21 protein-coding genes, 1 tRNA gene and 2 pseudogenes are annotated in these 25,377 nt (G+C 60.8%); 12 read left to right on the forward strand and 12 right to left on the reverse strand.

Features of this window, described 5'->3' with window-relative positions; genetic code table 11:
- Positions 1 to 40: 40 nt before the first annotated feature.
- From BFC21_RS07645 to BFC21_RS07655, 3 genes are all read right to left on the reverse strand, one after another.
- Entirely contained in the window at positions 41 to 1,228 is a 1,188-nt protein-coding gene (locus BFC21_RS07645; protein WP_086797540.1) for an acyl-CoA dehydrogenase family protein, read from the reverse strand.
- 161 nt (positions 1,229 to 1,389) lie between these two features.
- Positions 1,390 to 2,955 carry an amidase gene (locus BFC21_RS07650; RefSeq protein ID WP_088377622.1) on the reverse strand — a complete coding sequence of 522 codons (1,566 nt, stop codon included), beginning with the start codon at positions 2,953 to 2,955 and terminating at the stop codon, positions 1,390 to 1,392.
- 155 nt (positions 2,956 to 3,110) lie between these two features.
- A complete protein-coding gene (locus BFC21_RS07655; RefSeq protein ID WP_088377623.1) occupies positions 3,111 to 4,547 on the reverse strand; it encodes a coniferyl aldehyde dehydrogenase in 1,437 nt (478 codons plus the stop codon).
- Between the two features lie 173 nt (positions 4,548 to 4,720).
- On the opposite strand from BFC21_RS07655, the gene BFC21_RS07660 reads away from it, so the two are divergent.
- From BFC21_RS07660 to BFC21_RS07690, 6 genes are all read left to right on the forward strand, one after another.
- On the forward strand, positions 4,721 to 5,704 hold the full coding sequence (locus BFC21_RS07660; RefSeq protein WP_016781271.1) for a flavin reductase family protein: 984 nt from the start codon (positions 4,721 to 4,723) through the stop codon (positions 5,702 to 5,704).
- A gap of 13 nt (positions 5,705 to 5,717) precedes the next feature.
- Complete coding sequence (locus BFC21_RS07665; RefSeq protein WP_016781272.1) at positions 5,718 to 6,491, forward strand: glucose 1-dehydrogenase; 774 nt, start codon at positions 5,718 to 5,720, stop codon at positions 6,489 to 6,491.
- 137 nt (positions 6,492 to 6,628) lie between these two features.
- Positions 6,629 to 7,420: a fumarylacetoacetate hydrolase family protein gene (locus BFC21_RS07675; protein ID WP_088377624.1), complete on the forward strand. Its 792-nt coding sequence runs from the start codon at positions 6,629 to 6,631 to the stop codon at positions 7,418 to 7,420.
- A 21-nt stretch (positions 7,421 to 7,441) separates the two neighbouring features.
- Positions 7,442 to 8,371 carry an acetaldehyde dehydrogenase (acetylating) gene (locus BFC21_RS07680; RefSeq protein WP_088377625.1) on the forward strand — a complete coding sequence of 310 codons (930 nt, stop codon included), beginning with the start codon at positions 7,442 to 7,444 and terminating at the stop codon, positions 8,369 to 8,371.
- 10 nt (positions 8,372 to 8,381) lie between these two features.
- On the forward strand, positions 8,382 to 9,404 hold the full coding sequence (gene dmpG / locus BFC21_RS07685) for a 4-hydroxy-2-oxovalerate aldolase (protein ID WP_088377626.1): 1,023 nt from the start codon (positions 8,382 to 8,384) through the stop codon (positions 9,402 to 9,404).
- Positions 9,405 to 9,475: 71 nt separating this feature from the next.
- Positions 9,476 to 10,789, forward strand: a complete 1,314-nt coding sequence (locus BFC21_RS07690; protein WP_088377627.1) for an MFS transporter — start codon at positions 9,476 to 9,478, stop codon at positions 10,787 to 10,789.
- On the opposite strand, the gene BFC21_RS07695 is transcribed toward BFC21_RS07690, so the two are convergent.
- Complete coding sequence (locus tag BFC21_RS07695; protein WP_120265888.1) at positions 10,762 to 11,844, reverse strand: nitronate monooxygenase family protein; 1,083 nt, start codon at positions 11,842 to 11,844, stop codon at positions 10,762 to 10,764. The two genes, BFC21_RS07690 and BFC21_RS07695, sit on opposite strands and share 28 nt — an antisense overlap.
- Positions 11,845 to 12,103: 259 nt before the next feature.
- Complete coding sequence (locus tag BFC21_RS07700) at positions 12,104 to 13,663, reverse strand: murein L,D-transpeptidase (protein ID WP_088377629.1); 1,560 nt, start codon at positions 13,661 to 13,663, stop codon at positions 12,104 to 12,106.
- 133 nt (positions 13,664 to 13,796) lie between these two features.
- On the opposite strand from BFC21_RS07700, the gene BFC21_RS07705 reads away from it, so the two are divergent.
- Together BFC21_RS07705 and BFC21_RS07710 are read left to right on the forward strand one after the other, a co-directional pair.
- Positions 13,797 to 14,510, forward strand: a complete 714-nt coding sequence (locus BFC21_RS07705; protein ID WP_088377630.1) for a murein L,D-transpeptidase catalytic domain family protein — start codon at positions 13,797 to 13,799, stop codon at positions 14,508 to 14,510.
- A 53-nt stretch (positions 14,511 to 14,563) separates the two neighbouring features.
- Entirely contained in the window at positions 14,564 to 15,412 is an 849-nt protein-coding gene (locus tag BFC21_RS07710; RefSeq protein ID WP_088377631.1) for a GNAT family N-acetyltransferase, read from the forward strand.
- Between the two features lie 164 nt (positions 15,413 to 15,576).
- On the opposite strand, the gene BFC21_RS07715 is transcribed toward BFC21_RS07710, so the two are convergent.
- Positions 15,577 to 15,651, reverse strand: a tRNA-Gln gene (locus BFC21_RS07715).
- Positions 15,652 to 15,911: 260 nt separating this feature from the next.
- Positions 15,912 to 16,538 carry a hypothetical protein gene (locus BFC21_RS07720; protein WP_120265889.1) on the reverse strand — a complete coding sequence of 209 codons (627 nt, stop codon included), beginning with the start codon at positions 16,536 to 16,538 and terminating at the stop codon, positions 15,912 to 15,914.
- A 399-nt stretch (positions 16,539 to 16,937) separates the two neighbouring features.
- Between BFC21_RS07720 and BFC21_RS07725 the strand changes: the two genes are divergently transcribed.
- Entirely contained in the window at positions 16,938 to 17,225 is a 288-nt protein-coding gene (locus BFC21_RS07725; protein WP_088377633.1) for a hypothetical protein, read from the forward strand.
- Positions 17,226 to 17,385: 160 nt separating this feature from the next.
- Here the strand turns inward: BFC21_RS07725 and BFC21_RS27525 are convergent.
- Positions 17,386 to 17,596 (reverse strand): annotated as a pseudogene (locus BFC21_RS27525) (site-specific integrase); the annotation flags it as partial.
- A 102-nt stretch (positions 17,597 to 17,698) separates the two neighbouring features.
- On the opposite strand from BFC21_RS27525, the gene dusA reads away from it, so the two are divergent.
- Entirely contained in the window at positions 17,699 to 18,709 is a 1,011-nt protein-coding gene (gene dusA / locus BFC21_RS07735) for a tRNA dihydrouridine(20/20a) synthase DusA (RefSeq protein ID WP_088377634.1), read from the forward strand.
- A gap of 62 nt (positions 18,710 to 18,771) precedes the next feature.
- Here the strand turns inward: dusA and BFC21_RS07740 are convergent, their stop codons facing one another.
- The 3 genes from BFC21_RS07740 to BFC21_RS07750 form a co-directional block, all read right to left on the reverse strand.
- Positions 18,772 to 20,346 carry a tannase/feruloyl esterase family alpha/beta hydrolase gene (locus BFC21_RS07740; RefSeq protein ID WP_088377635.1) on the reverse strand — a complete coding sequence of 525 codons (1,575 nt, stop codon included), beginning with the start codon at positions 20,344 to 20,346 and terminating at the stop codon, positions 18,772 to 18,774.
- A gap of 99 nt (positions 20,347 to 20,445) precedes the next feature.
- Positions 20,446 to 20,721 carry a Dabb family protein gene (locus BFC21_RS07745; RefSeq protein ID WP_086799635.1) on the reverse strand — a complete coding sequence of 92 codons (276 nt, stop codon included), beginning with the start codon at positions 20,719 to 20,721 and terminating at the stop codon, positions 20,446 to 20,448.
- Between the two features lie 106 nt (positions 20,722 to 20,827).
- A complete protein-coding gene (locus tag BFC21_RS07750; RefSeq protein ID WP_088377637.1) occupies positions 20,828 to 22,429 on the reverse strand; it encodes an ABC transporter substrate-binding protein in 1,602 nt (533 codons plus the stop codon).
- A 300-nt stretch (positions 22,430 to 22,729) separates the two neighbouring features.
- Between BFC21_RS07750 and BFC21_RS07760 the strand changes: the two are divergent.
- Together BFC21_RS07760 and BFC21_RS07765 are read left to right on the forward strand one after the other, a co-directional pair.
- Positions 22,730 to 23,312, forward strand: a pseudogene (locus BFC21_RS07760) (IS66 family transposase); the annotation flags it as partial.
- A 46-nt stretch (positions 23,313 to 23,358) separates the two neighbouring features.
- The gene (locus BFC21_RS07765; protein ID WP_095003579.1) at positions 23,359 to 23,841 is read left to right on the forward strand and encodes an OsmC family protein; all 483 of its coding nucleotides are present in this window, start codon (positions 23,359 to 23,361) and stop codon (positions 23,839 to 23,841) included.
- 205 nt (positions 23,842 to 24,046) lie between these two features.
- Here BFC21_RS07765 and BFC21_RS07770 read toward each other — a convergent pair whose 3' ends face one another.
- Complete coding sequence (locus BFC21_RS07770) at positions 24,047 to 25,369, reverse strand: cytosine permease (protein ID WP_120265890.1); 1,323 nt, start codon at positions 25,367 to 25,369, stop codon at positions 24,047 to 24,049.
- Between the last annotated feature and the right edge of the window lie 8 nt (positions 25,370 to 25,377).

Raw genomic sequence — 25,377 nt, forward strand, 5'->3', positions numbered from 1 at the left:
ATGCCTTGCGCTGAGGTCAGAGGTTTGAAGGTGGATCAGGTCAAACAAACGGGTCTGCGTTGGGCAGGCCCAGTTGCACCAAGCCGTAACTGCGACGGTAGGCCGCCTCGTTATTGGCGATATGCCCGCGGGCCTGATGCAGGTCGCGGAAGAACCGCGCCACCGGGTTGGTGTGGTACAGGCCAGAGGCGGCCATGCAGCGCAGCAGGTCACTGACCCGGTCGGCACACACATTGGTCACATGAGAGGACTGGTAGCGGTACAGCAAGCGGGTCTCCACATCCGGGTATTCCCCGGCGGCGGCCAGCGCCATCAGGTTGGCGTAGTTGCGCATCAGCACCAGCTTGAGCGAGTCGACGGTGATGATGGCTTCGGCCACGGCGGCCTGTGCCGCAGGGTCTTCGGCGGTTTTGGCACCGTGCTTGCCGATATGCTTGGCCGCGTTGTCACGGAATTCATTGATGGCGCCTTGCAGGGCGCCCAGAGCCGATGTCGAGACGGCGCGGGCAAACACCTGGGCAAACGGGATGGCGTACATCGGATTAGTGTTGACCAACCGCCCCGGTGTGGCTTCGATGCTGTAGTTGTTGGTGCGCTGCACACGATGGGCCGGGACAAAGGCGTCTTCGACGACGATATCGTGGCTGCCACTGCCGCGCAGGCCCAACACGTCCCAGTTCTGTTCAATGCGGTAGTCGCTGGCCGGGATCAGGAAAGTGCCGTGTTCGGTGGGACCGGTTTCGTCTTGCGGCACAATGCCGCCGAGCAGGCACCATTGGGCATGCTGGCTGCCACTGGAGAACCCCCAGCGCCCGCTGACCTGATAGCCACCCTTGACCGGGGTGACCTTGGCCACCGGCATATAGGTGGAGGCCACCAGCACCGAGCTGTCCTCGCCCCACACATCGCGCTGGGCCTCAACCGGGTAGCGAGCCAGCTGCCACGGGTGTACGCCGACCACGCCGAAGACCCAGGCAGTGGACATGCAGCCTTCGGCCAAGGTCATTTGAATCTCGAAAAAGGTGCGCAGATCGACTTCATGACCGCCCCACATTTTCGGTTGCAGGGCGCGAAACAAACCCGCTTCCTGCATGTCACGAATGGTTTCGTCGGGCAGCTTGCAATCCTTGTCCGCCTGGGCTGAACGGCTTTTGAGTGCGGGGATCAGATCACGCGCACGTTGCAGCAGCTCAAGCTCAATCGGACTTTTCTCTCGTATCTGATCCATCCGTGTGTTCTCCGTCAGTCTCTCGCTGCGCGAATGCGCGGGCGGTGTGTGACGAATAATCCCGCCAGCGGGGTTGGCGATCATCGTCAAAGCGGACTAGTCGTCAGATCGCGGTGAGGTTGGCCCTCTCCCTGCGGAAGAGGGTCAGGCTGAGGGCGCGTTTAAACCACCGGCAACTTGGCAAACGGCCGATCCTGCTCGATCTGCGCGCCCAGGCGCAGCAACACGTCTTCACCGCCCAGTGGCGCCGTAAACATCATGCCAATGGGCAGGCCGTTGTCGCTCATGCCCACCGGCAATGACAATGCAGGCTGCCCGCTGACATTGGCCAGCACGGTAAAGGCCGCGCTGCCCATCGCGTTATGGGCGTAGCTGTCCCACGGCTGATCGAGGCTCAGCAGGCCCAGATCGGGGGTGACATTGGCCGTCACCGGCGACAGGATCACATCAAAGGTCTGGAACTGATCTTCCATATAACCGCCAATGCCTTCGAACGACTGGCGCGCCCGGTACAAGCCCTCCCCCGTGACCTTTTGCGCATTGCCCAGCACCACCTGGGTGATGCGCTCATAGTCATCGGCCGTAGCACTGCGGCCCAGTACCTGTTCACGGTCGCGCACCATGGTCAGCAGGGCATCGCCAATCACCGAACCGTGGGCTCCGAACAGCTGGCGCGGGTCGATATTCAGGCGCAGCTCTTGTACCTCATGGCCTTGGGCGGCCAGGCGCCGGGCGGTGTCGTCCAATACCCTGGCCACGGCCGGGTCCAATGGCGCGCCAGTCAACGAGTCACGCACCAGGCCGATGCGCAAACGACCGGGAGCAGCACGCAACTCTTCAACGTACGGGCGCACCAGTGGCTTGGCCCAGTACGGGCTGCCCGCCTCATGCCCCTGCCCCACATCCATAAACAGCGCCATGTCGCGCAGGTTGCGCGACACCACATTGGCCACGCTGGCCCCAAACCAGCCTTCGTACTTGCCGGGGCCGCTGGGGGTGCGGTAGCGCGTGGGCTTGAGCCCGACCAGGCCGCAGTAGGACGCCGGGATACGGATCGAACCACCGCCGTCAGTGGCATGGGCCACCGGCACAATACCGGCGGCCACCGCCGAAGCCGCACCGCCGGACGAGCCGCCGGCGCTTTTGCCCAGGTTCCACGGGTTGCGGGTCTGCCCCCAGAGCAAAGATTCGGTGGTGGTGGTCAGGCCGAATTCCGGGCAAGTGGTCTTGCCAAACGGTACGGCACCGGCCGCCTGATAACGGGCAATCAGGGTGCTGGTGTGAGGCGCTGGCGGCGCGTCCTTGTACAGGCGGCAGCCGTTGCTGGTGGGGGTGCCTTGCAGGTAGGTGTTGAGGTCCTTGATCAGGATCGGCACCCCGGCCAGGGCGCCGCTGCTTGCCACGCCAGCGCTACTGCGGGCCTTGAGCAATGCCTGGGCATAATCGTCGTGGCGCATATTGACGGCATTGACCTTGGGGTTGACCGCATCACAGCGGGCCATAGCCGCAGCCAGCAGGTGCTCGGGGCTCAGTTCACCCTTTTGCACGGCGCGGGCCATGTCCGTGGCATCCATTGCCAGATACTCGGCGGGTGAAATGGCGGTGCCACTGGCGGCATTGGCAAACCGTCCCAGCAGGCCCGCGCCCACGGCCAGGGCGCCAGCCTTGAGCACATGGCGACGGGGCCAGCCGGCAGGTTGTTCAGGTGTTTCGGCAGGGTTTGGCAAGGTCAATCTCCACAACAGTTATTGTTTTTATAAAACCATCTGTCTTGACCTGTGGGAGCGGGCTTGCTCGCGATGGCATCCACGGGCTCATGCTGACAAACCGCGCCACCTGCATCGCGGGCAAGCCCGCTCCCACAGTAGAAAGCAGGGGGGGATCAGTCGGCTGTGACCATCGCCTGCATGGTGGGCAAGAAGTGCTCGCCGTAAGGCGGCAGCAAGCCCCATTCGCGGCGTGGGTCATGGGCCGGGGCCTTGTACACGGTGCGCATATGGCTGAACTGCAGAAAGCCTTCACGGCCGTGGTAATGGCCCATGCCCGAAGCGCCAATGCCGCCAAACGGCGCATCGTGCAAGGCCGCATGCATCATCACGTCGTTGATGCTGACCCCGCCGGAAATCGTGTGCTGCAGCACGTAGCGCTGCTCTTCTTCACTCTGGCCGAAGTAGTACAGCGCCAGCGGGCGCTCGCGCGAGTGGATGTCGTCCAGTGCCCGCTCGAGGTGCTCATAAGGCAGTAGCACCAGCGCCGGGCCGAAGATTTCTTCCTGCAGGATGCGGCTGTCGCGAGGCGGCTTGATCACCACTTGCAGGGGGCGTCGACGTGAAGCGCCAGTGTCCAGCGGCACTGGCGGGAAATGCTCGACCCGGGCACCCCGGTCGCGGGCGTCCTGCACATAACTTTCGATGCGCTGCAAGTGCCGGTCATTGACCACCGCCACCACGTCCGGGTTGTCTTGCGTAGTGGGCAGCAGCTCGCTGTAAGCCGCCCCCAGCAGAGCGAGAAAATCCTCCAGTTGCTCACGGGGCACATAGACCACGTCCGGGTTGATACAGATCTGCCCGCCGTTGTTGGCCTTGGCCACGGCAATGCTGAAGGCCGCCTTGGCCAGGTCGGCACTGCGGGAAATGATCACCGGGGACTTGCCCCCCAGCTCCAGGGTCAGGGGCACCAGGTTCTCGGCCGCATTGCGCATCACCGAGCGCGCGACGGCGGTGCTGCCGGTGAAGACCAGATGGTCGAAAGGTTGCGCGGTAAACACCTGCGCCAGCTGCGCATCACCGTTGACCACCGCGACTTCCAGCGGCTCGAACAACTCGGCAAACGCCTGGGCCAGCACCTGCGCCGTGCGCGGCACCACTTCCGAGGGCTTGAGGATCGCCCGGTTGCCCGCCGCCAATACGCAGGCCAAGGGGCTGAGCAAGGTGAACAACGGTGCATTCCAGGTACCCAGAATGCCGATGGAGCCTTTGGGCTGATGCATGACCCAGGCCTTGGCGCCCAGCTGATCATAGGGTGCGAACACCTGGCGTGGCTCGTCTTCGAGCCAATGGCCGAGATGGTCGCGGGCGTATTTGAGCGATGCCAGTGAGCCCAGCACATCATTCATCAAGGAAAAGCCCTGGGGCCTGCCGCCAAAATCGGCGTCCATCGCCTCGACCAAGGGTTGCTGAAAACGCACCAGCAGCTCTATCACCCGCTGAATCCGCTCGCGGCGCTGTTCGGCACTGACAGGGCCGGCCGCAATAAAGGCTTTTTTCTGCGCCGCCAACAGGCTGGACAGCTGTTCTGGGGCAGTGCTGCTGAACGTCATGGGCAAGTCCTCTGATACACGGGTTCGATGAGCCGACGCTAGCGAACTGCGCCCCGTGCTGCCTCGTCCGATCGGACGATAATCGGCTGTATTCGTTAGTCCATTAAGACGATGTAGTGCCCCGCTGCGAGGCGAATACTGCCAGCACGAAAATTCAATCCATGAGGTTCGTCATGGCAATGCAAAGCAGCTTTGACCCGCAGGCCTTCCGTACCGCACTGGGCACGTTCACCACCGGGGTGACGATCATTACCACCCAGGCCGAAGACGGCTCGCCCATCGGCATTACGGCCAACAGTTTCAACTCGGTATCGCTCAACCCGCCGCTGGTGCTGTGGAGCCTGGCCAAGTCCGCTCGCAGTTTGCCGGTGTTCAGTTCGGGCAAGCACTGGAACGTGCATGTGCTGTCCACCGAACAGGAGCCGCTGTCCGGTCGTTTTGCCATGCAGGGCGAGAACAAGTTTGCCGAGATCGAACTCGACAACGGCATCAGCGAAGCGCCGCTGTTGCAGGACTGTACCGCCCGTTTTCAGTGCCGCACCGCCTTTCAATACGAAGGCGGCGACCATGTGATTTTTGTCGGTGAAGTGCTTGCCTTCGATCACAGCGACCGCGCTCCGCTGGCGTTCCAAAGCGGCCAATATGCCCTGGCCACCCGCAAGCCGCGCAGCGAACTGCGCCTGGCAACCACCCCGCCACCGCCGGAGTGCAGCTACACCGAAGACCTGCTCGGCTACCTGCTGGGCCGCGCCCACTACCAGTTGCTCGACGCCCTGCATCGCCTGCTGAGCAATCAGCAACTGGACGAGCATGCGTTTTTTATCCTGTCGGTGCTGTGTATCCGCGACAACCTGACCCTCAACGAAATCAATACGTTCGTCAGCTACACCGGGCATGTGGTCAGCGTGGCAAGCATGCGTTTTCTCGAAAAGCAGAATCTGGTCGCCCTGGAGGGCAGCCAACAACAACCGCGCTATGTGCTGACCGCCACTGGCCGTGAGGCTTCATTGCAACAGTTGGCGCTGGCCAAGGCGGTGGAAGAAAACGTATCGGCCAAACTGGGGCCCGGTGATGCCCAGGCGCTTAAAGTGCTGCTCAAGCGCCTGATTGCCGCCAGTGATCCTGGCCTGCCTGACCTGTGGGCGCCCCGCCAATAAAAAAGGACCCGTTATGAACATTATTCAACGCTTCAACCTCAGCGGCTGCGTGGCCGTGATCACCGGCGGCGGTCGCGGCATTGGCCGCGGCATCGCCCTGGCCTACGCTGAAGCCGGCGCCGATGTGGTCCTGGCGGCCCGCACCCTGGCCGACGTCGAAGCCGTGGCTGAAGAAGTACGCGCCCTGGGTCGCCGGGCCCTGGCCCTGAGCTGCGATGTAAATGACAGCGAACAGCGCAGCGCTCTGGTCACCCAGGCCCGCGAGCAGATGGGCCGCATCACTCACCTGGTGAACAACGCAGGCGGCGCCGGGCCCAATGACCCCTTGACCCTGAGCGTGGAGCGTTTTGAGGAAATCATGCGTTTCAACGTGTCCTCGGCCTACCACCTGAGCCAGCTGTGCGTGCCGCACATGCGCGAGGCGGGCCAGGGCAACATCATCAATATCACCTCGGGCGCGGCACGGTATGCGCAAACCCAGTTCAGCGCCTACGGCACTGCCAAGGCTGCGTTGAGCCATATGACCCGCCTGCTCGCCCAGGACTTTGCGCCGCAGGTGCGGGTCAACGGCATAGCCCCTGGCCCGGTGCTGACGGCCGCCCTCAATGGCGTGCTGCCGGTGGCCATGCGCGACGGCATGATCAAGGCCACGCCGCTGCAAAGCCTGGGCGAAGTGGAAGACATCGCCGCTGCGGCACTGTACCTGGCCAGCCCGGCTTCACGTTGGGTTACCGGCAAGATCCTGGAAGTGGACGGCGGCGCCGAATCGAGCGTCTGGCCGGGTTGAGCCACCGGACACAAAAACGGTGGGAGCGGGCTTGCTCGCGATGGAATCAACGCGGTCTGCCTGAAAGACCTCACCGCCTGCATCGCGAGCAAGCCCGCTCCCACAAAGCGTTTTCTGGCGTTTAAGAGAGCCAATTTATGGACACACAGTTGATTGAAGCCCTGGGCGACGAGCTGTTTCACGCCCTGCGTGAACGCCGCAGCCTGCAGCCATTAACCGCCCGCTACCCGGACTTGAGCCTGGACACTGCCTACCGGATTTCCCTGCGCTTTTTGCAGCGCCGCCAGGCCTTGGGCGAGCAAGTGGTCGGCAAAAAAATCGGCGTTACCAGCCGCGCCGTGCAGGAAATGCTCGATGTACACCAGCCCGATTTCGGTTTTTTGACTGACCGCATGCAGGTCGCCGACAACAGCGACGTCAGCTTCGCCGCCCACCAATTGGTGCAGCCACGGGCCGAAGGCGAGATCGCCTTTATCCTCGGCGAAGACCTGTACGGCCCCGGCATCACCGCCGAGGACGTGATGGCGGCCAGCCAATGGGTGGTGCCGTGCTTCGAGATTGTCGACTCGCGTATCGCCGACTGGAAAATCCGCATTCAGGACACCGTGGCCGACAACGCCTCCTGCGGAGTGTTCGCCCTGGGCGAGCAACGCATCAACCCACGCGAACTGGACCTGGCCAAAGTCGAGCTGCATCTGCTGAAAAACGGCCAGTCCGCCGGTCACGGCTTTGGCTCGGCAGTACAGGGCCACCCCTGCGAGGCCGTGGCCTGGCTGGCCAATACCCTGGGCAAGTTCGACATTCCGTTTCGCAAGGGCGAAATCATTCTTTCCGGCGCACTGGCGCCGCTGGTGCCGGTGCAACCCGGCGATGAGGTCAGCCTGACCCTCAGCGGCCTGGGCGCTGCCCGCCTGCGCTTTGTGCCCTAACTCCCGTTCGAGACCTTTCCCATGAGCAAAAAGATCAAATGTGCCCTGATCGGGCCGGGCAATATCGGCACCGACCTGCTCTACAAACTGCTGCGCAGCGAGGTGCTGGAACCGGTGTGGATGGTGGGCATCGACGCCACCTCCGAAGGCCTGAGCCGCGCCCGCGAGATGGGCCTCAAGACCACCAGTGACGGGGTCGACGGCCTGTTGCCCCATGTGCTGGCAGACAATATCCAGATCGCCTTCGATGCCACCTCGGCTTATGTGCATGCTGAAAACAGCCGCAAACTCAACGAGCTGGGCGTGCTGATGATCGACCTGACGCCCGCCGCCATCGGCCCGTATTGCGTACCGCCGGTCAACCTCAAGGCCAACCTCAAGCGCGGCGCGATGAACGTCAATATGGTCACCTGCGGCGGCCAGGCGACCATTCCGCTGGTGGCGGCCGTGTCCAGCGTACAGCCGGTGGCTTACGCCGAAATCGTCGCCACTGCCGCGTCCAAATCGGTGGGCCCGGGCACGCGCAAAAACATCGACGAATTCACCCGCACTACGGCCAGTGCCATCGAACAGGTAGGCGGGGCGAAAAAGGGCAAGGCGATCATTATCGTCAACCCCGCCGAGCCGCCGCTGATCATGCGCGATACCGTGCATTGCCTGACTGAAACCGAGCCGGATCAAGCCGCGATCAGCTTCGCCATCGCCACCATGATCGAGCAGGTGCAGCAGTATGTGCCGGGTTACAAGCTGGTCAACGGCCCGGTGTTCGACGGCAACCGGGTATCGATTTTCATGGAGGTCGAAGGCCTGGGCGACTACCTGCCCAAGTACGCCGGCAACCTGGACATCATGACCGCCGCCGCTGCGCGCACCGCCGAGATGTTCGCCGAGGAAATCCTCAAGGGCGAGCTGCAACTCAAGGCATCCGCCCCTCAACCTGCCCTCGCTTAAGGAGCCGATCATGGATCTTCGCGGCAAAAAAATTACCGTGCATGACATGTGCCTGCGCGACGGCATGCACCCCAAGCGTCACCAGATCACCCTGCAGCAGATGAAAGACATCGCCTGCGGCCTCGATGCTGCGGGTGTGCCGCTGATCGAAGTCACCCACGGCGATGGCCTGGGCGGCAGTTCGGTGAACTACGGCTTCCCGGCGCACACCGATGAGCAGTACCTGTCGGCGGTGATTCCGATGCTCAAGCAGGCCAAGGTCTCGGCCCTGCTACTGCCCGGCATCGGCACCGTGGACCATCTGCAAATGGCTTACGAGCTGGGGGTCAACACCATTCGCGTGGCGACCCATTGCACCGAAGCCGACGTGTCCGAGCAGCACATTTCCTATGCGCGCAAGCTGGGCATGGACACCGTGGGGTTTCTGATGATGGCCCATATGAACAGCCCCGAGGGCCTGGTCAAACAGGGCAAGCTGATGGAGAGCTTCGGCGCCAACTGCGTGTACCTCACTGACTCAGCCGGCTACATGCTGCCCCACGATATCCAGGCCCGGGTCGCGGCCCTGCGTGCAGCCCTGCACCCGGATACCGAGATCGGCTTTCACGGCCATCACAACCTGTCGATGGGTGTGTCCAACTCCATCGCGGCCATCGAAGCCGGCGCCACGCGCATTGATGCTGCGGCTGCCGGGCTGGGTGCCGGTGCGGGCAATACGCCGATGGAAATCCTGGTGGCGGTGTGTGACCGCATGGGCATTGAAACCGGGGTCAGCGTGTTCGGCATTCAGGACGTGGCCGAGGATCTGGTGGTGCCGATCATGGACTTCCCGATCCGCAGCGACCGCGACGCCCTGACCATGGGCTACGCCGGGGTATACGGCTCGTTCCTGTTGTTTGCCAAGCGCGCCGAGAAAAAGTACGGCGTGCCGGCCCGGGAAATCCTCGTGGAGATGGGCCGTCGGGGCATGGTGGGCGGTCAGGAAGACATGATCGAAGACACTGCCATGACCCTGGCGCGCCAGCGGGCCTGAGGCATCGCACCTGGCCGAAGGCGCTGACCGGGTCAGCGCCTTCGGCATTTTTATCTGACAGGAAACCCACCATGTCCAACGCTCATGTCGGCTGGCGCAGCCATGCCTTGCTGTTATTGCTGGCGGCGGTGTTTGCAGACAATTTTGTCGGGCGCCAGATTCTGGCCGTGATGATTGAGCCGATCAAAGCCGAATTCGGCGTCAGTGACACGGCGATGGGGCTGATTTCCGGCCTGGCCTTTGCCGCGGTCTTTGCCCTGCTGGCCTTGCCCGCCGGGCGCCTGGCCGACCGTATGGTACGCACGCGTTTGCTGGCGATCGCCTGTTTGCTATGGGCCGTGGCCACCCTGCTGTGCGGGCTGGCAGTGAGCTTCTGGATGCTCGCCCTGGCACGCATGGCCGTGGCGGTGAGCGAGTCGCCGACCACCTCGACCTCGATGTCGATCATTGCCGACCTATACCCGCCCCATCGCCGTTCGTTTGCCATCAGTTGCTTCACTGCGGCACCGACCTTCTCTGCGGTGATCGGCCTGAGCCTGGGCGCCTGGGTGGTCGAACAGTATGGCTGGCGCACCGCATTTATCGTGATCGGCCTGCCGGCACTGTTGTTCTCCACGCTGCTGGCCTTTGTGGCAAAGGACCCGGCGCGGGGCCGCTGGGACCTGGCCAGCGCCCATGCGGCCCACCCCCTGCAGAGCCTGGGCAAGGAAGCACGCAAACTCTGGGCCCTGCCCGCCTACCGCTGCCTGGTCATGGCAGGCGGCCTGACCACCCTGGGCTCATATGCGATCGGCATGTGGAACACCAGCTTTCTGGTACGCTCCCACGGTTTGTCACTGCAACATGCCGGGTTGCTGGCGGGGTTTATCTGTGGCGGCTTTGCCGGGATCGGCGCCTTGTTCAGCGGCTGGTTGAGCGACCACCTGACCCCACGCAACCCGCACTGGCAAGTGGGTATTCCGGTGATCGGGCATGTCACGGCGCTCAGCGCACTGTTCGCTTACCTGTTGTGGCCAAACACGGTGTGGCTGCAGGCGGGCAGCGTGCCGGTGCCCAGTGCGATGCTGTTGTGTGCGCTCTACAGCTTTTTTTCGGTGTGGTGGGTGGCGCCGTCATTCAACCTGATTACCCAGCTGGTCCCGGCCAACCGCCGGGGTACGGCGATGGCCTTGCAGACCATTATTTCGACCCTGCTGGGGATTGGCCTGGGGCCATTGCTGGCCGGTTTGCTCAGCGATGCCCTGCAGCCGGCGTACGGTATTGAATCGCTGCGCTATGCATTGCTGCTGGTAAGCCTGCCGGTGGCAGGTGCGGTCATGTTGCTGATTCGCACCGCCAGCCATGCCGGGCAAAACCGCTACATGCATGCGGAACGGGCGGCATAGTCGTCGACAAACTTGCATGTCAGTTCATAGGACGACAGTTCGGCGCTTCGCCCGGGGCTCAGGGGGAAAGCCTGACCGGCCCACAGGTTGATAAAGTCGCCGCTGTCAGCGGCGGATTTGGCCTTGAGCGGCAACAGCACGCCCCCCGCCAGCGGAAAGGCGGGCGCCTGGGGATTGATCGGGCCCAGTTCGCGCATCACCCGATTGACGATGCCGCGCGCTGGCCGCCCGGTAAACAGGTTGGTCAGCGCGGTGTCACTGGAGCCCGCCTCGCGCAAGGCGCGCTGATGGGCCTGGGCCAACCTGGCCTGCGGGCAAAACAGGTAGGCGGTGCCGATTTGCACGGCACTGGCGCCCAGGGCAAATGCTGCCGCAATGCCGCGCGCATCGGCGATGCCGCCTGCGGCGATCACCGGCACCGACACGGCATCGACAATTTGCGGCACCAGGGCGAAGGTGCCGATTTGCGTGGTCAGCTCGCGGTGCAAGAACATCGCCCGGTGCCCGCCTGCCTCATAGCCCATGGCGATAATCGCGTCACAGCCGTGGCGTTCCAGCCATTGCGCCTCGTCAACCGTCGTGGCTGAACTGAGGACCTTGGCCCCGCTGGCCTTGACCCTGGCCACAAACTCCGGTGCCGGCAGGGCGAAATGAAAGCTCACCACTTCGGGGCGCAGTTCCTCGACGAGGGCGCAGGTGGCTTCATCGAATGGCGCGCGACTGGATACCGGGGTCGGCGCGTCATAGTCGGCGCCGAGTTCGCTGTAATAGGGCTTGAACAGCGACTTCCAGTGCTCGATGGCGGCCTCGTCGTACTCCGGGGGCTGGTGGCAAAAGAAGTTCAGGTTAAGCGGCTGGTCGCAGGCCACACGAAAGGCGGCCACCTCGCTGCGGATGGCATCAAGGCTCAACGTGGCGCACGCCAGGGAACCCAGCCCTCCGGCCTTTGCGACGCCGATCATGATATCGGCGCCAGCGCCCAGCATCGGTGCCTGGATCAGGGGGTGGGCAATGCCCAGCAGATCGGTGAAGCGCGAATCGGGCCAGCAGCTCATAAGGGCTCTCACGGTCGACAATCGAGAGCTGGATACTAGGGGCTCGGCTGCGGCTGAAGCAAGTTGCCCGGGATTATGTAGCAGCTGACGAGCGGAGCGAGGCTGCGTTCGGCGTGATGCGGCACCCCGACGCAGCCGTCGTAATGCCTGAGTGCAGATTGCAGCTGACATACCGTGGTGCCTGATTTCACGACGGCTGCGCCGCCGGACGCAGCCTCGCTCCGCTCGTCAGCTGCTACGAAAATGCGCAATTGCCGAATTATTTTTTGCCAGCCAGTGCGGCAATCAAGGCCGGGTCATGATTATAGATATCCGGCGCATAGGTCACCTTGCCGTCCTTGTTCGCCTGGGCGGTCCAGTAGGTCATCAGGATCGGGGTCGGCTTGGACAGCCTGAACTCATGGGTCAAGCCGGTGCTCAACAGCTCTTCACTGCGCACTTTTTCGGCAGGTGTCACCAACAGGTCGCGCAACTGGAACACCGCTTCGACCCGCACGCACCCCGAGCTAAACGCGCGTGGCGCCTTGCTGAACAGGGCCTGGCTGGGGGTGTCGTGCAGGTACACCGAGAACGGATTGGGAAAGCGGATGGCAATTTTGCCCAGCGGGTTTCTTGGCCCCGCCCCCTGGCGCAAGAGGATGTTGCCCGGGCGGTCCCAGTTGATATCCTGCGCCGCCAGCGGCTGGCCATTGCTGTCGACGATCTGCAAATCCTGGCGACTGAGGAAGGTAGGGTCACGACGAATCTGCGGCAATTTGTCTTCGCGAAAGATGGTCGGCGGGATGGTCCAGGTCGGGTTGAGGGTCAGACGATTGACCCGGGACTTGAGCAGCGGGGTCTGGCGCTCGGCACGGCCCACCTGGGTACGTGTCTGCCACACCGGCACACCGTTCTGGTACACGGTCAATTGTGCGGCGGGTACGTTGACCAGCAGGCTGTCAGGCTCCAGGTCCTGGGCGATCCAGCGAAAACGCTCCAGGTTGATGCGCAGTTGTTCGCGCCGGTCCCGGGGGCTGACGTTCAGCTCCTTCAAGGTGCCGGCGCCGATAACGCCGTCGGCCTGCAGTGAGTGATCAAGCTGAAAGCTCTTCACCGCCGCCACCAGCTCATTGCTGTAATGGTGATCGACAGTCGCCGGCATGTGGTTCAGATAGCCTTCGCTGACAAGTCTCCGGGCCAGGTCCGGCACTCGCGCATCCTGCATGCCTGGGCGCAGCAAGGGGCCGCTAGCCAGCGACTGCCATTGTGGCAGCGGTTGCTGGCGCAGACGCGCATAAACCTTGCGCAGGTTCTGGTACAGCTCATTTTGCGGGCGCGCCTGGGCAAAGGCCCGAGGGACATCGTTCAGGCCCGGGCCGGCCAAGGCCAGAGTCCAGGCCTGACGATCTTGTGGCACTTCACTGGCATGCCAGACCGGCTCGAAGCGCGACTGTTGCAGACGGCCGTAGTGCAGATCCTGCAAGGCCTGCAGGTAGTGCTGGCTGGTTTCGATGTCGGCACACAGGTCATGCCCGGCAGGCACCTTGTAGTTGCCGGGATCAAGACCGTCGTCGGCCAGTTGCGCCAGCGCCGTTTGCAAGGCACCCAGGCGGCCATTGACCGACCACACCGGCTGGTCGCCCTGGCCCTGATAAAAGCCCTGCAGCAGTTGCTGCATCGGCTGACTGATGCGTGGAGCCAGGCCTGGACAGGCCTGGGGCAGTTGGTTGAGCGCCTGTTGCACCGGGTTTTCGGCGCCCGCCTGTAGGGGATCGGCTACAGCGACCAGTGGCGCAGTCAGTAAGGCAATGCTCAAGTAAAATGCGCGTTTTTTGAACAACTGCTTTACTCCAATTTAATGGCCATGAACTGAATCGGCCGTCACGGCAAACCCACAGGCTAGCAGTTAATACAGGCGCGCCAAGTTATCGGCGCAGGGTGCTGGCCTGACTACCTTCGAGAACACACGAACCATGCTGATCTTTTTACGTCGCTTTTGTCTTGCAGCCATTGCGCTGAGTGCAACCTGTAGCACTGCATACGCAGCCACCGCCAATCCCGTCCTGCTCAACAAACTTAGCCACGCCGCCCCCGAACTCAACCCCCAGGCCCTCAAAAGTGCCCTGAGCGCCATGCAGTGCGCGGTCAACAACGGCGCCAAGCAAGCCCGGCACCTGGCCGTAATCGATTACTCGGAGCCTTCGACTGCCCGCCGTCTCTGGATCTTTGACCTCAACCGCAAGACGTTGGTTCTGCGTGATCTCGTCGCCCACGGGAAAAAATCCGGGGAAAATTTTGCCACCAGCTTCTCCAATGCCGATGGCAGCAACCAGTCCAGCCTGGGCCTGTTCAGCACCCGCGAAAGCTATATCGGCAGCCACGGCTACTCGTTGCGCATGGACGGCCTGGAACCGGGGATCAACGATCTGGCCCGCGAACGGGCCATCGTGATCCACCCGGCCAATTATGTGAACCCCCTGTGGAGCAAGACCCAGGGTCGCATCGGCCGCAGCCTGGGTTGCCCGGCGGTACGCCCGCAAGTGGCGCGTCAGGTGGTCGACAAACTCAAGAATGGCCAGTTCATGTTCGCCTGGTACCCTGACCAGCAGTGGCTGCAATCCTCGGCTTACCTCAACTGCCAGCCACGCCAGGTGGCAAGTATCGTCTCGGCCAGGGTTGGGGGTTGAAAGCTCGGCGTTAATGCCGCTAGATAGCGCACACCTGTTCAAGGAGTTACACCATGTGCGCACAGCCCTGTACTTACCGCCCCATGAGCCCGGCCGATTTGCCCGCGGCTCATGGGCTGTCCGCGCAACTGAACTGGCCCCACCGCCTCGAAGACTGGAGCCTGTTGCAGCGTACCTTCAAAGGATTTGTGGCCTGCGTCGATGATCAATTGATCGGTACGGCATTTGCCTGCCCGCAGGGCGCGTTTGCAACCATTGGCCTGGTGGTGGTCAACCCCGACTTCCAGGGCCGGGGCATTGGCCGCCGGTTGATGGAGCAGGCACTTGAAGCCTGCAAGCCAGGCATTGCCATCCTCAATGCCTCCGTCGCCGGCGCCCCCCTGTATCTGAGCCAGGGCTTTGTCGAATTCGGTATCATCGAGCAACGCCAGGGCCTGGCGCATGCCGTAGAACTCCAGGCCTTGCCCGAAGCCGAGCATTGCCGTGCTCTCGGCCCGTCAGACCAGGCCCAACAACTTGCTCTGGCCAATGCAGGCAGCGCACTGGAGCGCAGCGCCATCTTTGCGCAGTTGCACGACACACTGGAGCACACGGCAGGCATCGAACGTAACGGTCAGCTACAGGCCTTGGCGCTGTTGCGCCGTGCCGGTCGGGGTCATTGCATTGGCCCGGTCATCGCTGAAAACCTCGAGCAAGCCAAACATCTGATCGCTACCCTGCTCGCCCGGATCCCCGGTCAGTTTGTGCGTATCGATGTACCGCAGGACAGCGGCCTGAGTGAATGGCTGACGCTGGCCGGCCTTGAGTCAGTAGACTGCGTCACCCAAATGGCCCTCGGCACGCCCCCACAACCCGCTGGAGGTGTTCGCCAGTTCGCACTGGTTTCGCAAGCAATGGGTTGATCGGCAAGAGCCCACAGAACTGATCCGGCGAAAAACCGTCAGGGCAGGTCAAAAAACCTTGGGATAAAGCAGAGGTATGGGTGACTGGCGGGAGTGCGTCAGGCCAGATGGCGTTGACGCTGAACTTGAAGATGCTTGTCCGATACTGGACAAGATCTGGAATATGGCAGGGGCGGCTGGATTTGAACCAACGCATGGCAGGATCAAAACCTGCTGCCTTACCGCTTGGCGACGCCCCTGTAGATGTAGCGATGAATGCCTGGCATTCATTTATCGATTCTTGCAGCTTGCGAATGTTGCCAATCGCCTTGAACCTGTAAGGGTTCGCTGTGAGAACGAGCGCAAATATACCCGCACTCTTCGGATATGGGAAGCACTTTTTAAATAAATTTATTCAAAAACAGCTACTTAGTGGTACTCACGGGCAGAAAGGCCCGTTTTTACGGGCTTTGCCAGCGCCCGCGAGATTGCCCCATGACGCTCCCCTGCCGCAGCCGACCTAGCGGGCCAGGTCAAAGGCAGGCCTGGGCAGAGCATCCAAAAGCGCATCAAATGCCCGCAAGTCATACCTGCGGATATTGGCAGAGGTTTGCGGGATCTTGGAGTCAAGCGGCAGCTGCCAATGCACCCGCCCAGGAAACACCTGCTCGATTGCACGGTACCAGTCCAGCAGTGGTGCTTGCAGACTCAGATGCAACTCGAAATTTTTGCGTGTACGGCTTGGGTCGCCCGCCATTTGCTGGCGCGCTGTCGCGGCGTCGATAGCCTTGACCAAATAAAGGTCGGCAAAACCCAGCTGCTGCGCGGTGACCGCACGGCGAGCTGCCTGCCAAGCGAGCTGCCACTGCGCCTCGGTGCCCTGCCCAACTTGCCAAAGACACCAGCTGTAATGCAGCTTCAACGGATCGGTGTCGCAGACGGCCACCCCGTACAACTGCTCAATCGCGCACGCATCATTCCAGCGCTTGGCATTCCAGCGGGTCCAATAGGCAGCTACCTGCGCGTCCTGCACAGGCTGGCTCATTCGATCCGCAGGAAATGACTCCGGCAACAGGCTGGCTGATGCAGCCTGATTGCACCAGGTGGTTTTACCTGCGGCACTGATCCCTTCAACCACCACAATCATCTTGCATGCCTCCTTGGCCAAACAGTCGATTGTTTCAGCAAACGGTCCTGGTGTGAATGGCAAAGCAGATTGATCTTATGGCCTGTTGAACAACACAACCGGCTGCAGGGCATGACCTTAACAACTCATCCAGTCAAGCGCTCAACCACCACAGCCCTTATGTAAGGCATGGACAATGACTCGCAGGCAACACCGACAGGCACAACATTTACGGCAAGCATCAATTGCGAGACAACTGCCTGACCAGCGCGACCCAATGGAGGGTGCTGATAATGGTTACAAGCCATCGCCAAACTACAGGCCTCAACAGACGCCGCGCCTGCCGTTAGTCACTGGACAGGGCTACAGGGCTGCACTAGCCTCCAGACCAGGCGTTTCAACTCGGCCAGAGAATCACCCATGATGCTACTTTTAATTCTCTTCTTGATCATTGCATCGATTTTGCTCGGCTTTTTTTTTCATACTGCCAAGCAGCCGTCGAACCCGAGAAAACTCCTCAAGGCATGTGCTTTCAGCGGCGTAGCCTTTATTGCTGCCATTCAGATTATTCAAGCCACTTACGAAGGCAAACAGTCCATTGCCGAACAATCGCCCTTGATATTCTTTATGGGTATGGGTGTCGCCATCGTTATTTGCTTCTTCTTGGGCTGGTCTTATGCCGGTATAAGACAAGAGAAAAAAATCTGAATCGCTAACCTGTGCCCCCTATAACGCTGCGCAAATGCGCCCATACTGGGACCTTCGGCTTTTGCCCGGATGATGCCCCGGATGTTCAACTCAGCCAGGCACCCTGAGCCCTTATTCCGCCAGCGTCTGGCTGACTGTTTGGTGCTGCGCAAGTAACGACCCTGGCCATTTCAAGCACATCCGGGTCGATCATTTCCTTGACCATCGCCCCAACGCGATTGGCCCGCTCGATGACGCCGGGCTTGGGCTGCCTGTTTTCGGGCGAAAATCTGGCTCTCTTGGTAGACTTGCGCCCCTTCACGAATCAGGCGTATTTGAGCTGTGTAACTGGTGCTGCCGTCGGTGCGTTTGCGCGCTCTGATCGTGGCCATGGTCAACTGGTACAATTCGAAATCGAGATGGTACATTGTACCAGTGACATGCAAAAAACGCCCTTTTACCCCCTAAAACACGCCTTAAACACGTAGAGCAAAATGCTAGAAAAATCAGCTACAAACCCCGTAAACAAAGGCTCTGCGGTGTCCAGGCGCTTTAGCGTGGCGCCTATGATGGATTGGACCGACCGCCATTGCCGTTTCTTCCTGCGCCTGCTCTCCAAGAACGCCTTGCTGTACACCGAAATGGTCACCACCGGTGCGCTGATTAATGGTGATGCCGACCGTTTTTTACGTCATGACGACACTGAGCACCCGCTGGCCTTGCAACTGGGCGGGAGTGTTCCGGCTGACCTGGCCGTTTGCGCACGCATGGCTCAGCAAGCAGGTTATGACGAAGTGAACCTGAATGTCGGCTGCCCCAGCGATCGGGTGCAGAACAATATGATCGGCGCTTGCCTGATGGCGCACCCTGCGCTGGTGGCCGATTGTGTCAAGGCCATGCGCGATACCGTCTCTATCCCGGTCACGGTAAAGCATCGTATCGGCATCAATGGCCGCGACAGCTATGCACAGTTGTGCGATTTCGTCGGTACGGTCCGCGATGCCGGCTGTACCAGTTTTACTGTGCATGCGCGTATCGCCATTCTCGAAGGGCTGTCGCCAAAAGAGAATCGCGATATCCCTCCCCTGCGCTATGACATCGCCGCACAGTTGAAAACCGATTTCCCTGAACTGGAGATCATTCTCAACGGCGGGATCAAGACCCTTGATCAATGCCAGGAACATTTGCAGGTGTTCGATGGTGTGATGCTCGGCCGCGAGGCCTATCACAACCCGTATATCCTGGCCGAGGTCGATCAACGCCTGTTTGGCAGTTCTGCGCCTGTCATTTCGCGGGCACAAGCGCTGGCTCTGTTGCGCCCTTATATCGCTGCACATTTGGCTGCGGGTGGTTCAATGCACCACATCACGCGGCATATTCTTGGGCTGGGCCAGGGGTTCCCTGGCGCCCGACGTTTCCGTCAGTTGCTGTCCGTGGATATCCATAAGGCCAAGGACCCGCTGGCATTGCTGGATCAGGCCGGGGAATTGCTGGAAGGCCGCTAAATACCAGGCGCCGGGCCGCTCTGGTGGCCTGCATGGTTATTGCCTGCAGGCCACTGGTTTTACTATCGAGTTGCATCGACGCAGGCATAACTGCCGGCATCTTCTACATCGCCCTTGCCCACATAACGGGCCACCTGCGGCCAGGCGCACAGGGGACGTGTACGCACGACTTCGCCATCTTCAACTTTTGATGCAACGATGCGCTGCGGCGCCACGCCGTGCTCCACCCAATTGTCGATAATGGCCAGCTTGTCGAAAGTGTCGCAGCCAGCCCCGCCATAGCAATGGCCCATGCCCGGGATCAGGAACAGGCGTGCCGAAGCCTGCGCCGCAGGGCCCGAGTCACGCAGCAGCGACTGATAGTAGTCGATCAGTTCCTGGCCGTTATGAAAGTCATTCCAGCCCACATACAACAGCAACTTGGCCCCCCGATCGAAAAACGGCGCAAGGTCGCTACCCACATGCAACAACGGCCCGAGCTTGCTCACGGCCTCGTTCACGGTCTTGTCCCAGTCAAGGGTCGTCCAGTCCCAGTCCGGGTCCTGGAAAGCCGCGTACTTGAACAGGTCAAGCGCCACCGGGAACGCTTGGCCATCGACAAAATCACCAAGCAGGCGTTCATTGCCCTTGGCCACGCCGGGGAAAATCACCTCCTGGGTTCGCGGGTTGATCGGGCCCCGATAGAGCTGTTTCATCAGTTCGACCTGCCCCGCTGTCAGGCAGTCGGCCGTCTCGGCTTCCTTGCACAGCAATTGTTCGGGTTCGAAGTCACAGTGCTGCGGGTCGTCGATAAACCCCTGCTTGAGGCCAATCGGTGAGGCGCAGGCCTTGAGTGCGGCCTGGCTGATCATCTCGAACTTGGCTTTAGTCATGTTCAGGTCACGGTTGCGCCCCAGCAGCCAGCCGGGCCAGAGCTGGGCGGCATTGAACTTGACCAGCGGATTGGGCGGCGCACCGGCGACGATGCCATCATAGTCATCGGGAAAACGCCGGGCTTCTATCAGGCCTTCAAGGCCACCCAGCGAGCAGCCAACCCAGTACGCGCGGCTGGCCGGCTTGCCATAGTAAGCCTTGACCAGATCCTTGGCATGCACCGTCATCAAGTGGTCAGCACGCCAGGCATAGTCGATCAGTTTCTCCGGGTGGCCGAGGGCGAACCGTCCGCCCTGACCCTCTTCTGTGCTGCTGTCGTGACCGGTATCAGTGGCCGCCGTGGCGTAGCCCTGCTCAAGCCCGGAGAGCATGGCCGGGTACATCATCGCCCCGCCCCAGCCAAAGCTGCCCACACCGAGCAACTTGCCGTTCCAGCCCTTGAGCGGCAGCCACACTTCGATCTTGATGTCTGAATCGCTGATGGGCGCAAGCGTGGCCGCCACCTTGCAAAAGGCCGGGTTGGGCCCGATGGCGGCGCGCCCTGCCGGGTTCATGCCGGAGAAACTGGCCAGCCGCGTCAGCGGGTTCTGCGGCATGGAGTACTGCCCCGCGGCAATGACCCGGGCCTCGGTGATGGTCGCATCGGGCAAGGCCCTGGCGGCCAGGGCACTGCAAGCATCTTCGGCACGGACCGCCGATGCCATTGCCAGGGCCAGCAGACCCAGGGCGACGGCCCCGCGGGGCGTTGAGCTGTTTGGTTTCATAGGGGTATCCCTGCCGTTGAATCACGCTCGAGAACAGATGCCGGGCGCACACCGATCAGTGAATGCGCCACCACGACCTTAGTTGCATCGTGAAGAAGTTCAAGGCACGACATAGTCCACCTGATGCCTGGCAATCCGCGAATCGCCCAGTTCCCGACGTACCCGCAAGTGCTCGGGGTGGGTGGCGTAAGCAGCCAAGGCCTCATGCGAGTCGAATTCGCTGTAGAGCACGACATCACAGGCATAGTCGATGCGGCTGACATCAACCCCGACCTCTATTTTCAGCAACCCCGGTATCAACCCGGCAAGGCCTTCGAAACGCTCTTTGAGCAGCAGGCAGGCCTTCAGAGGCCCTGTTTGAGCTGTCCCGCACACTGGGTGCGCCCCCGATAAACCCACAGGCAAGCACTTGCCTGCTGCCCTGTAAAAGCCCTCCCTGCCCGCTTGGCCAGGGGGGCCTTTGCGTGACAGCTGATGTCGCCTACTTGTCCAGGCTGACCCCGTAGAACGGCGTCAGCCCAAAAGGGCTGATCTTGAAGTCGGTCACTTCCTTGCGCATGGGCTGGAACACCGTCGAGTTGGCAATAGGTGTTATCGGCACCTGTTCCTTGAGGATTTTCTGTGCCTGTTGATACCACTGGATGCGTTGCTCACGGTCGTTGCTGACCTTGGCCTGCTGCACCAGTTTGTCGTACTGCGGGTTACACCACTTGGCGTAATTGCTGCCCTTGACCGCTGCACAACTGTAAAGCACGCCGAGCCAGTTATCCGGGTCGCCGTTGTCGCCCGTCCAGCCGTAAATCATCACATCGTGCTCGCCATTTTTCGCGCGCTTGATGTACTCGCCCCATTCGTAGCTGACAATATTGGCCTTGATCCCGACCTTGGCCCAATCCTGCTGGATGATTTGTGCCGACATGCGCGCATTCGGGTTGGAGGCGCGTTGCACGGTCATCGCCCACAGGTTGATGGTGGTGCCCGGGGCAACCCCGGCTTCTTTTAACAACGCCCGGGCCTTGACCGGGTCGTAGGGGGCATCCTTGATGGTCGGGTCATACGACCATTGCGCCGGCGGCAAGGCGTTCTGCGCCAATTGCCCGGCGCTCTGATACACAGCCTTGATGATCGCCGGCTTGTCGATGGCCATGTCCAGGGCCTGGCGCACCTTGAGCTGGTCCAGCGGCGGGTGTGTCACGTTGTAGGCCAGAAAGCCCAGGTTGAACCCGGGTTGCTGCAGCACCCGCAGGTTGGGGTCCTGCTTCATCACTTCGATATCCGCGGGCCGCGGGTAGCCGCTGACCTGGCACTCCCCGGCCTTGAGTTTCTGCAAGCGCGAGGCCGCGTCCGGGGTAATGGCGAAGACCAGGTTGTCGAGTTTTACATCCTCGGGCTTCCAATACTGTTTGTTGCCGACATAGCGGATCTGCGAGTCCTTCTGATAACGCTTGAACACAAACGGCCCGGTGCCCACCGGTTTCTGGTTAATCTCTTCGGCCTTGCCCTGCTTGAGCAATTGCGCCGCGTATTCGGCCGATTGCACCGAGGCGAAACTCATGGCCAGGTTTTGTACAAATGATGCATCGACGTTGTTGAGGTTGAAACGCACGGTGTGGTCGTCGATTTTGTCGACGCTCTTGATCGTGGTGTTCAGGCCCATGTCGGTGAAATAGGGCGACTCGGAGGGGTAAGCCTTACGAAACGGGCTCTCGGCATCCAGCAGGCGAGTGAAAGTGAACAGCACGTCATCTGCGTTGAAATCCCGGGTCGGGGTGAAGAAATCGGTGGTATGGAACTTGACGCCCTCCCGCAGGTGGAAGGTATAGGCCAGGCCGTCTTTGGAGACATCCCAGCGGGTGGCCAGGCCGGGTTCGACTTCGGTGCCACCGCGCTTGAACTGGGTCAGGCGGTTGAACACGGTTTCGGCGGAAGCATCAAAATCGGTGCCGCTGGTGTATTGGCTGGGGTCGAAGCCGGCCGGGCTGGCCTCGGAACAGTAGACCAGCGTGCTGGCGGCATGAGCCATAGGCATAAACGCCAGGAGGCCGGCGGCAAGGAGGAGCGGTTTGAAGGCGATTCTGTCCATGGAGACCCCAAAAATGGCAGGTGTATAAGCAGCGGCACAAACGCCAGCAGCGCCCGGCGAGAGTACCGCCGTGGCGGCGTATCAGTCGAGTAGCGCGTGCGCCTGCAGGGTTTCCAGGTCACTGCATGAGGCCAACACCTGGAAAAACATCTCGGCAGCCGTATCTTCGGCGTCCATTCGATTGTTCAGATACAGCTGAACGTGCTTGAGAAGTCAGCGATGATGGTCACTGCAAATTTACGCGCAAACGCCTCTCATCATGTAGTCCATACATACATGTCGCTCAAAAATTCATGCCTAAAAGCCAGCTTTGCTTTGGGCGTGACTGAAATCGGCTGCATGGCCCATGCCCGGCGCAAGTTTTACGAATTACACGCTACCAAGAAAAGCATCCTCGCGCAGAGGCGTTGCAGTACATCGCTGCTATCTACGAGGTTGAGCGCGAAGTTCGAGGCTTGGAGCCTGATGAGCGACGACGAATACGTCAGGAAAAAGCAGCTCCGCTGATGGAGACCTTGCATGCCTGGATGATCGCCCAGCGCGAGCTTGTGTTTGAGGGGGTGGCCATCACCAAAGCCTTAGATTACAGCCTCAAGCGCTGGATAGCATTGAGCCGTTATCTGAACGATGGAACGTTGCCTATAGACAACAACGATATTAAGCAGCAAATTCGTCCTTGGGCTCTTGGAAGAAAAACTGGCTCTTCGCTGGGTCGTTACGCAGTGGCAAACGCGCTGCTGCGCTGATGAGCTTGATCCAGTCGACCAAGCTAAACGGGCATGATCCGTATGCCTACTTGAAGGACGTTTTCGCTCGCCTGCCGACGCAGCGGGCAAGTGAAATCAGGGAAATGCTGCATCATCGATGGGTGCCTGCTCAATAAGTCCGTTTTTTAACGGACTTTTCGAAAACTTTCCTAGGAGGGATCGATGGTAGATAAAGCACATGAGTACGAAGTCCAGGTAACTTGGGCCGGCAACAACGGAACAGGAACGTCATCTTATCGGGGTTACAGCCGGGCGCACGTAATCGCAGCTAACGGCAAAAGACCCATTGAGGGATCGTCCGATCCCAGTTTTCGAGGAGACCCAACACGCTGGAATCCCGAGGAATTGCTCTTGGCATCCTTATCTGCGTGCCACAAGCTTTGGTACCTTGGCCTTTGTGCTGAGGCCGGGATCATTGTGATAGCCTACGAGGACAACGCCCAAGGAACAATGGTCGAGGAGAGCAACGGCGCTGGTCAATTCACTTCCGTTATTTTGAGACCTAAGGTGATTCTAGCTCCAGGGTCTGAAATCTTAAAAGCTCACACACTGCACAAAATAGCTCATGAGAAATGCTTCATTGCTCGTTCAGTAAACTTTCCAGTCAGCCACGCACCCGAAATATCGATAAGCCCTGACGGCTAATTTACTAGAGAGGCTGTCAGCCAAGTCAGGCCCCCTCTCTTAGATGACGTTGCCGAACGTTACCCACATAATTGGCAACCGACTGTATTACGCAAGACGGGATGCCCGGACGGTTACCCTGCTGCAAACCATCATCCCAAGCGACGGAGGGCATCACCTGCAGCCCTCCAGGCAGGATGATGCCTATACTCCGGTCGGGTTACAGTTACTCTAACGACTCTGTGCCTAACCGGTTCAGATGGGACAATCCCGCCTGCAACCCAAACGCAACGATCGCCGTCAGTGGCGCACTGAAGCTGCTCACGCTGCCCCCGGCAAACATCAATGCCAGCCCCAGGGCCGAGGCGCCAAACCAAGCCGTCAAACCCGCCGGGTTGAATGCCGGCACCCGATCAAGCGCTGCAATGTCACTGCGCCCATAAAGAATCTGCGCCAATGCCACACCCACCCAGGCCACCACGAAAATCCCTTGATAGGCCAGGGCCTTTAGCAGGTAGCCAAACACATCGGCAAGCATCAGGACGTACACGATTACTCCCACCACCAGCGCCCACATCAGGTAGGAACCGCGCAGGCCAAAGCGCACAAAGAACGCCTGCATATTCAGTGTCGCCAAGTAATAGTTGGCCGTATTGATCCGGGTTTGCGTGGCCCAGACAAACAACAGCCCCCAAAGGCCCATCAATTGCAAAATCGCCAGCACCACCGAGACTTCATTCAGCGCTCCCTCATGGGGAATGCTGCTGACCAAATAGATGCCCGCCGCGCCGTTGAGCAGGAAGGTCACCGCATAGAACGGCATGCCGAAGTTCCAACGGCCGTGATACCCGGCGTCTTCCGTCTTGCCGAAACGGGCGTAGTCGAAAGTGAACAGCATCAATATCCACACGCCCATGTACGCCACAAAACAGTCCCACCAACCGAAAGCACTCGGCGTTTCCGGGCCGAAATCCAGCCATTGCGGTTGGTAGCCATAGCGGCTGATCGACAACCCGACCGCCACCAGCAAGCCACCCAGGTACACCGGCAGCAGCACGCCGTTGAACTTGTCCAGCCAGTGCTGCACGCTGCCCAGGATCAACGGCACGCTGTACAGCACCACCACCAGCGCGGCCACGGGATAGGCCAGTTGCGGGTACAGGTGATTGAGCGCCACCGCGATCACCGAGCCTTCGAACACCGCGTAATAAATCGCGGTCGAGAAGAAGATCAACGTCGCCAGGCACGCCCCAGTACTGCCAAACAAAAGTCGCGAAAACAACGCCACCGACAAGCCGCTACGGATCGCAAAACGGCTGAGCACGCTGTTGACCAGCCCGTAGCTGATCACTGACAGCAACATGCCGATCAGCGCATTGCGTGCACCAAAGGACAAGGCCAACGACGCACCGACCACGATATAGAACATGGCGCTGCACACCGCCCACCACGCCATGGTCAGGGACAATCGGCCCATCCGCGCCTGGCTTGGGACAGGCTCATGAACAGGGTTGTATTCGGTTTGATTCGATTGCGTTGAAGCGGCCATAGCGGAGA

The organism is Pseudomonas sp. TMW 2.1634, from assembly GCF_001703595.1.
In the GTDB taxonomy this organism is placed as follows: Bacteria; Pseudomonadota; Gammaproteobacteria; order Pseudomonadales; family Pseudomonadaceae; genus Aquipseudomonas; species Aquipseudomonas fragi.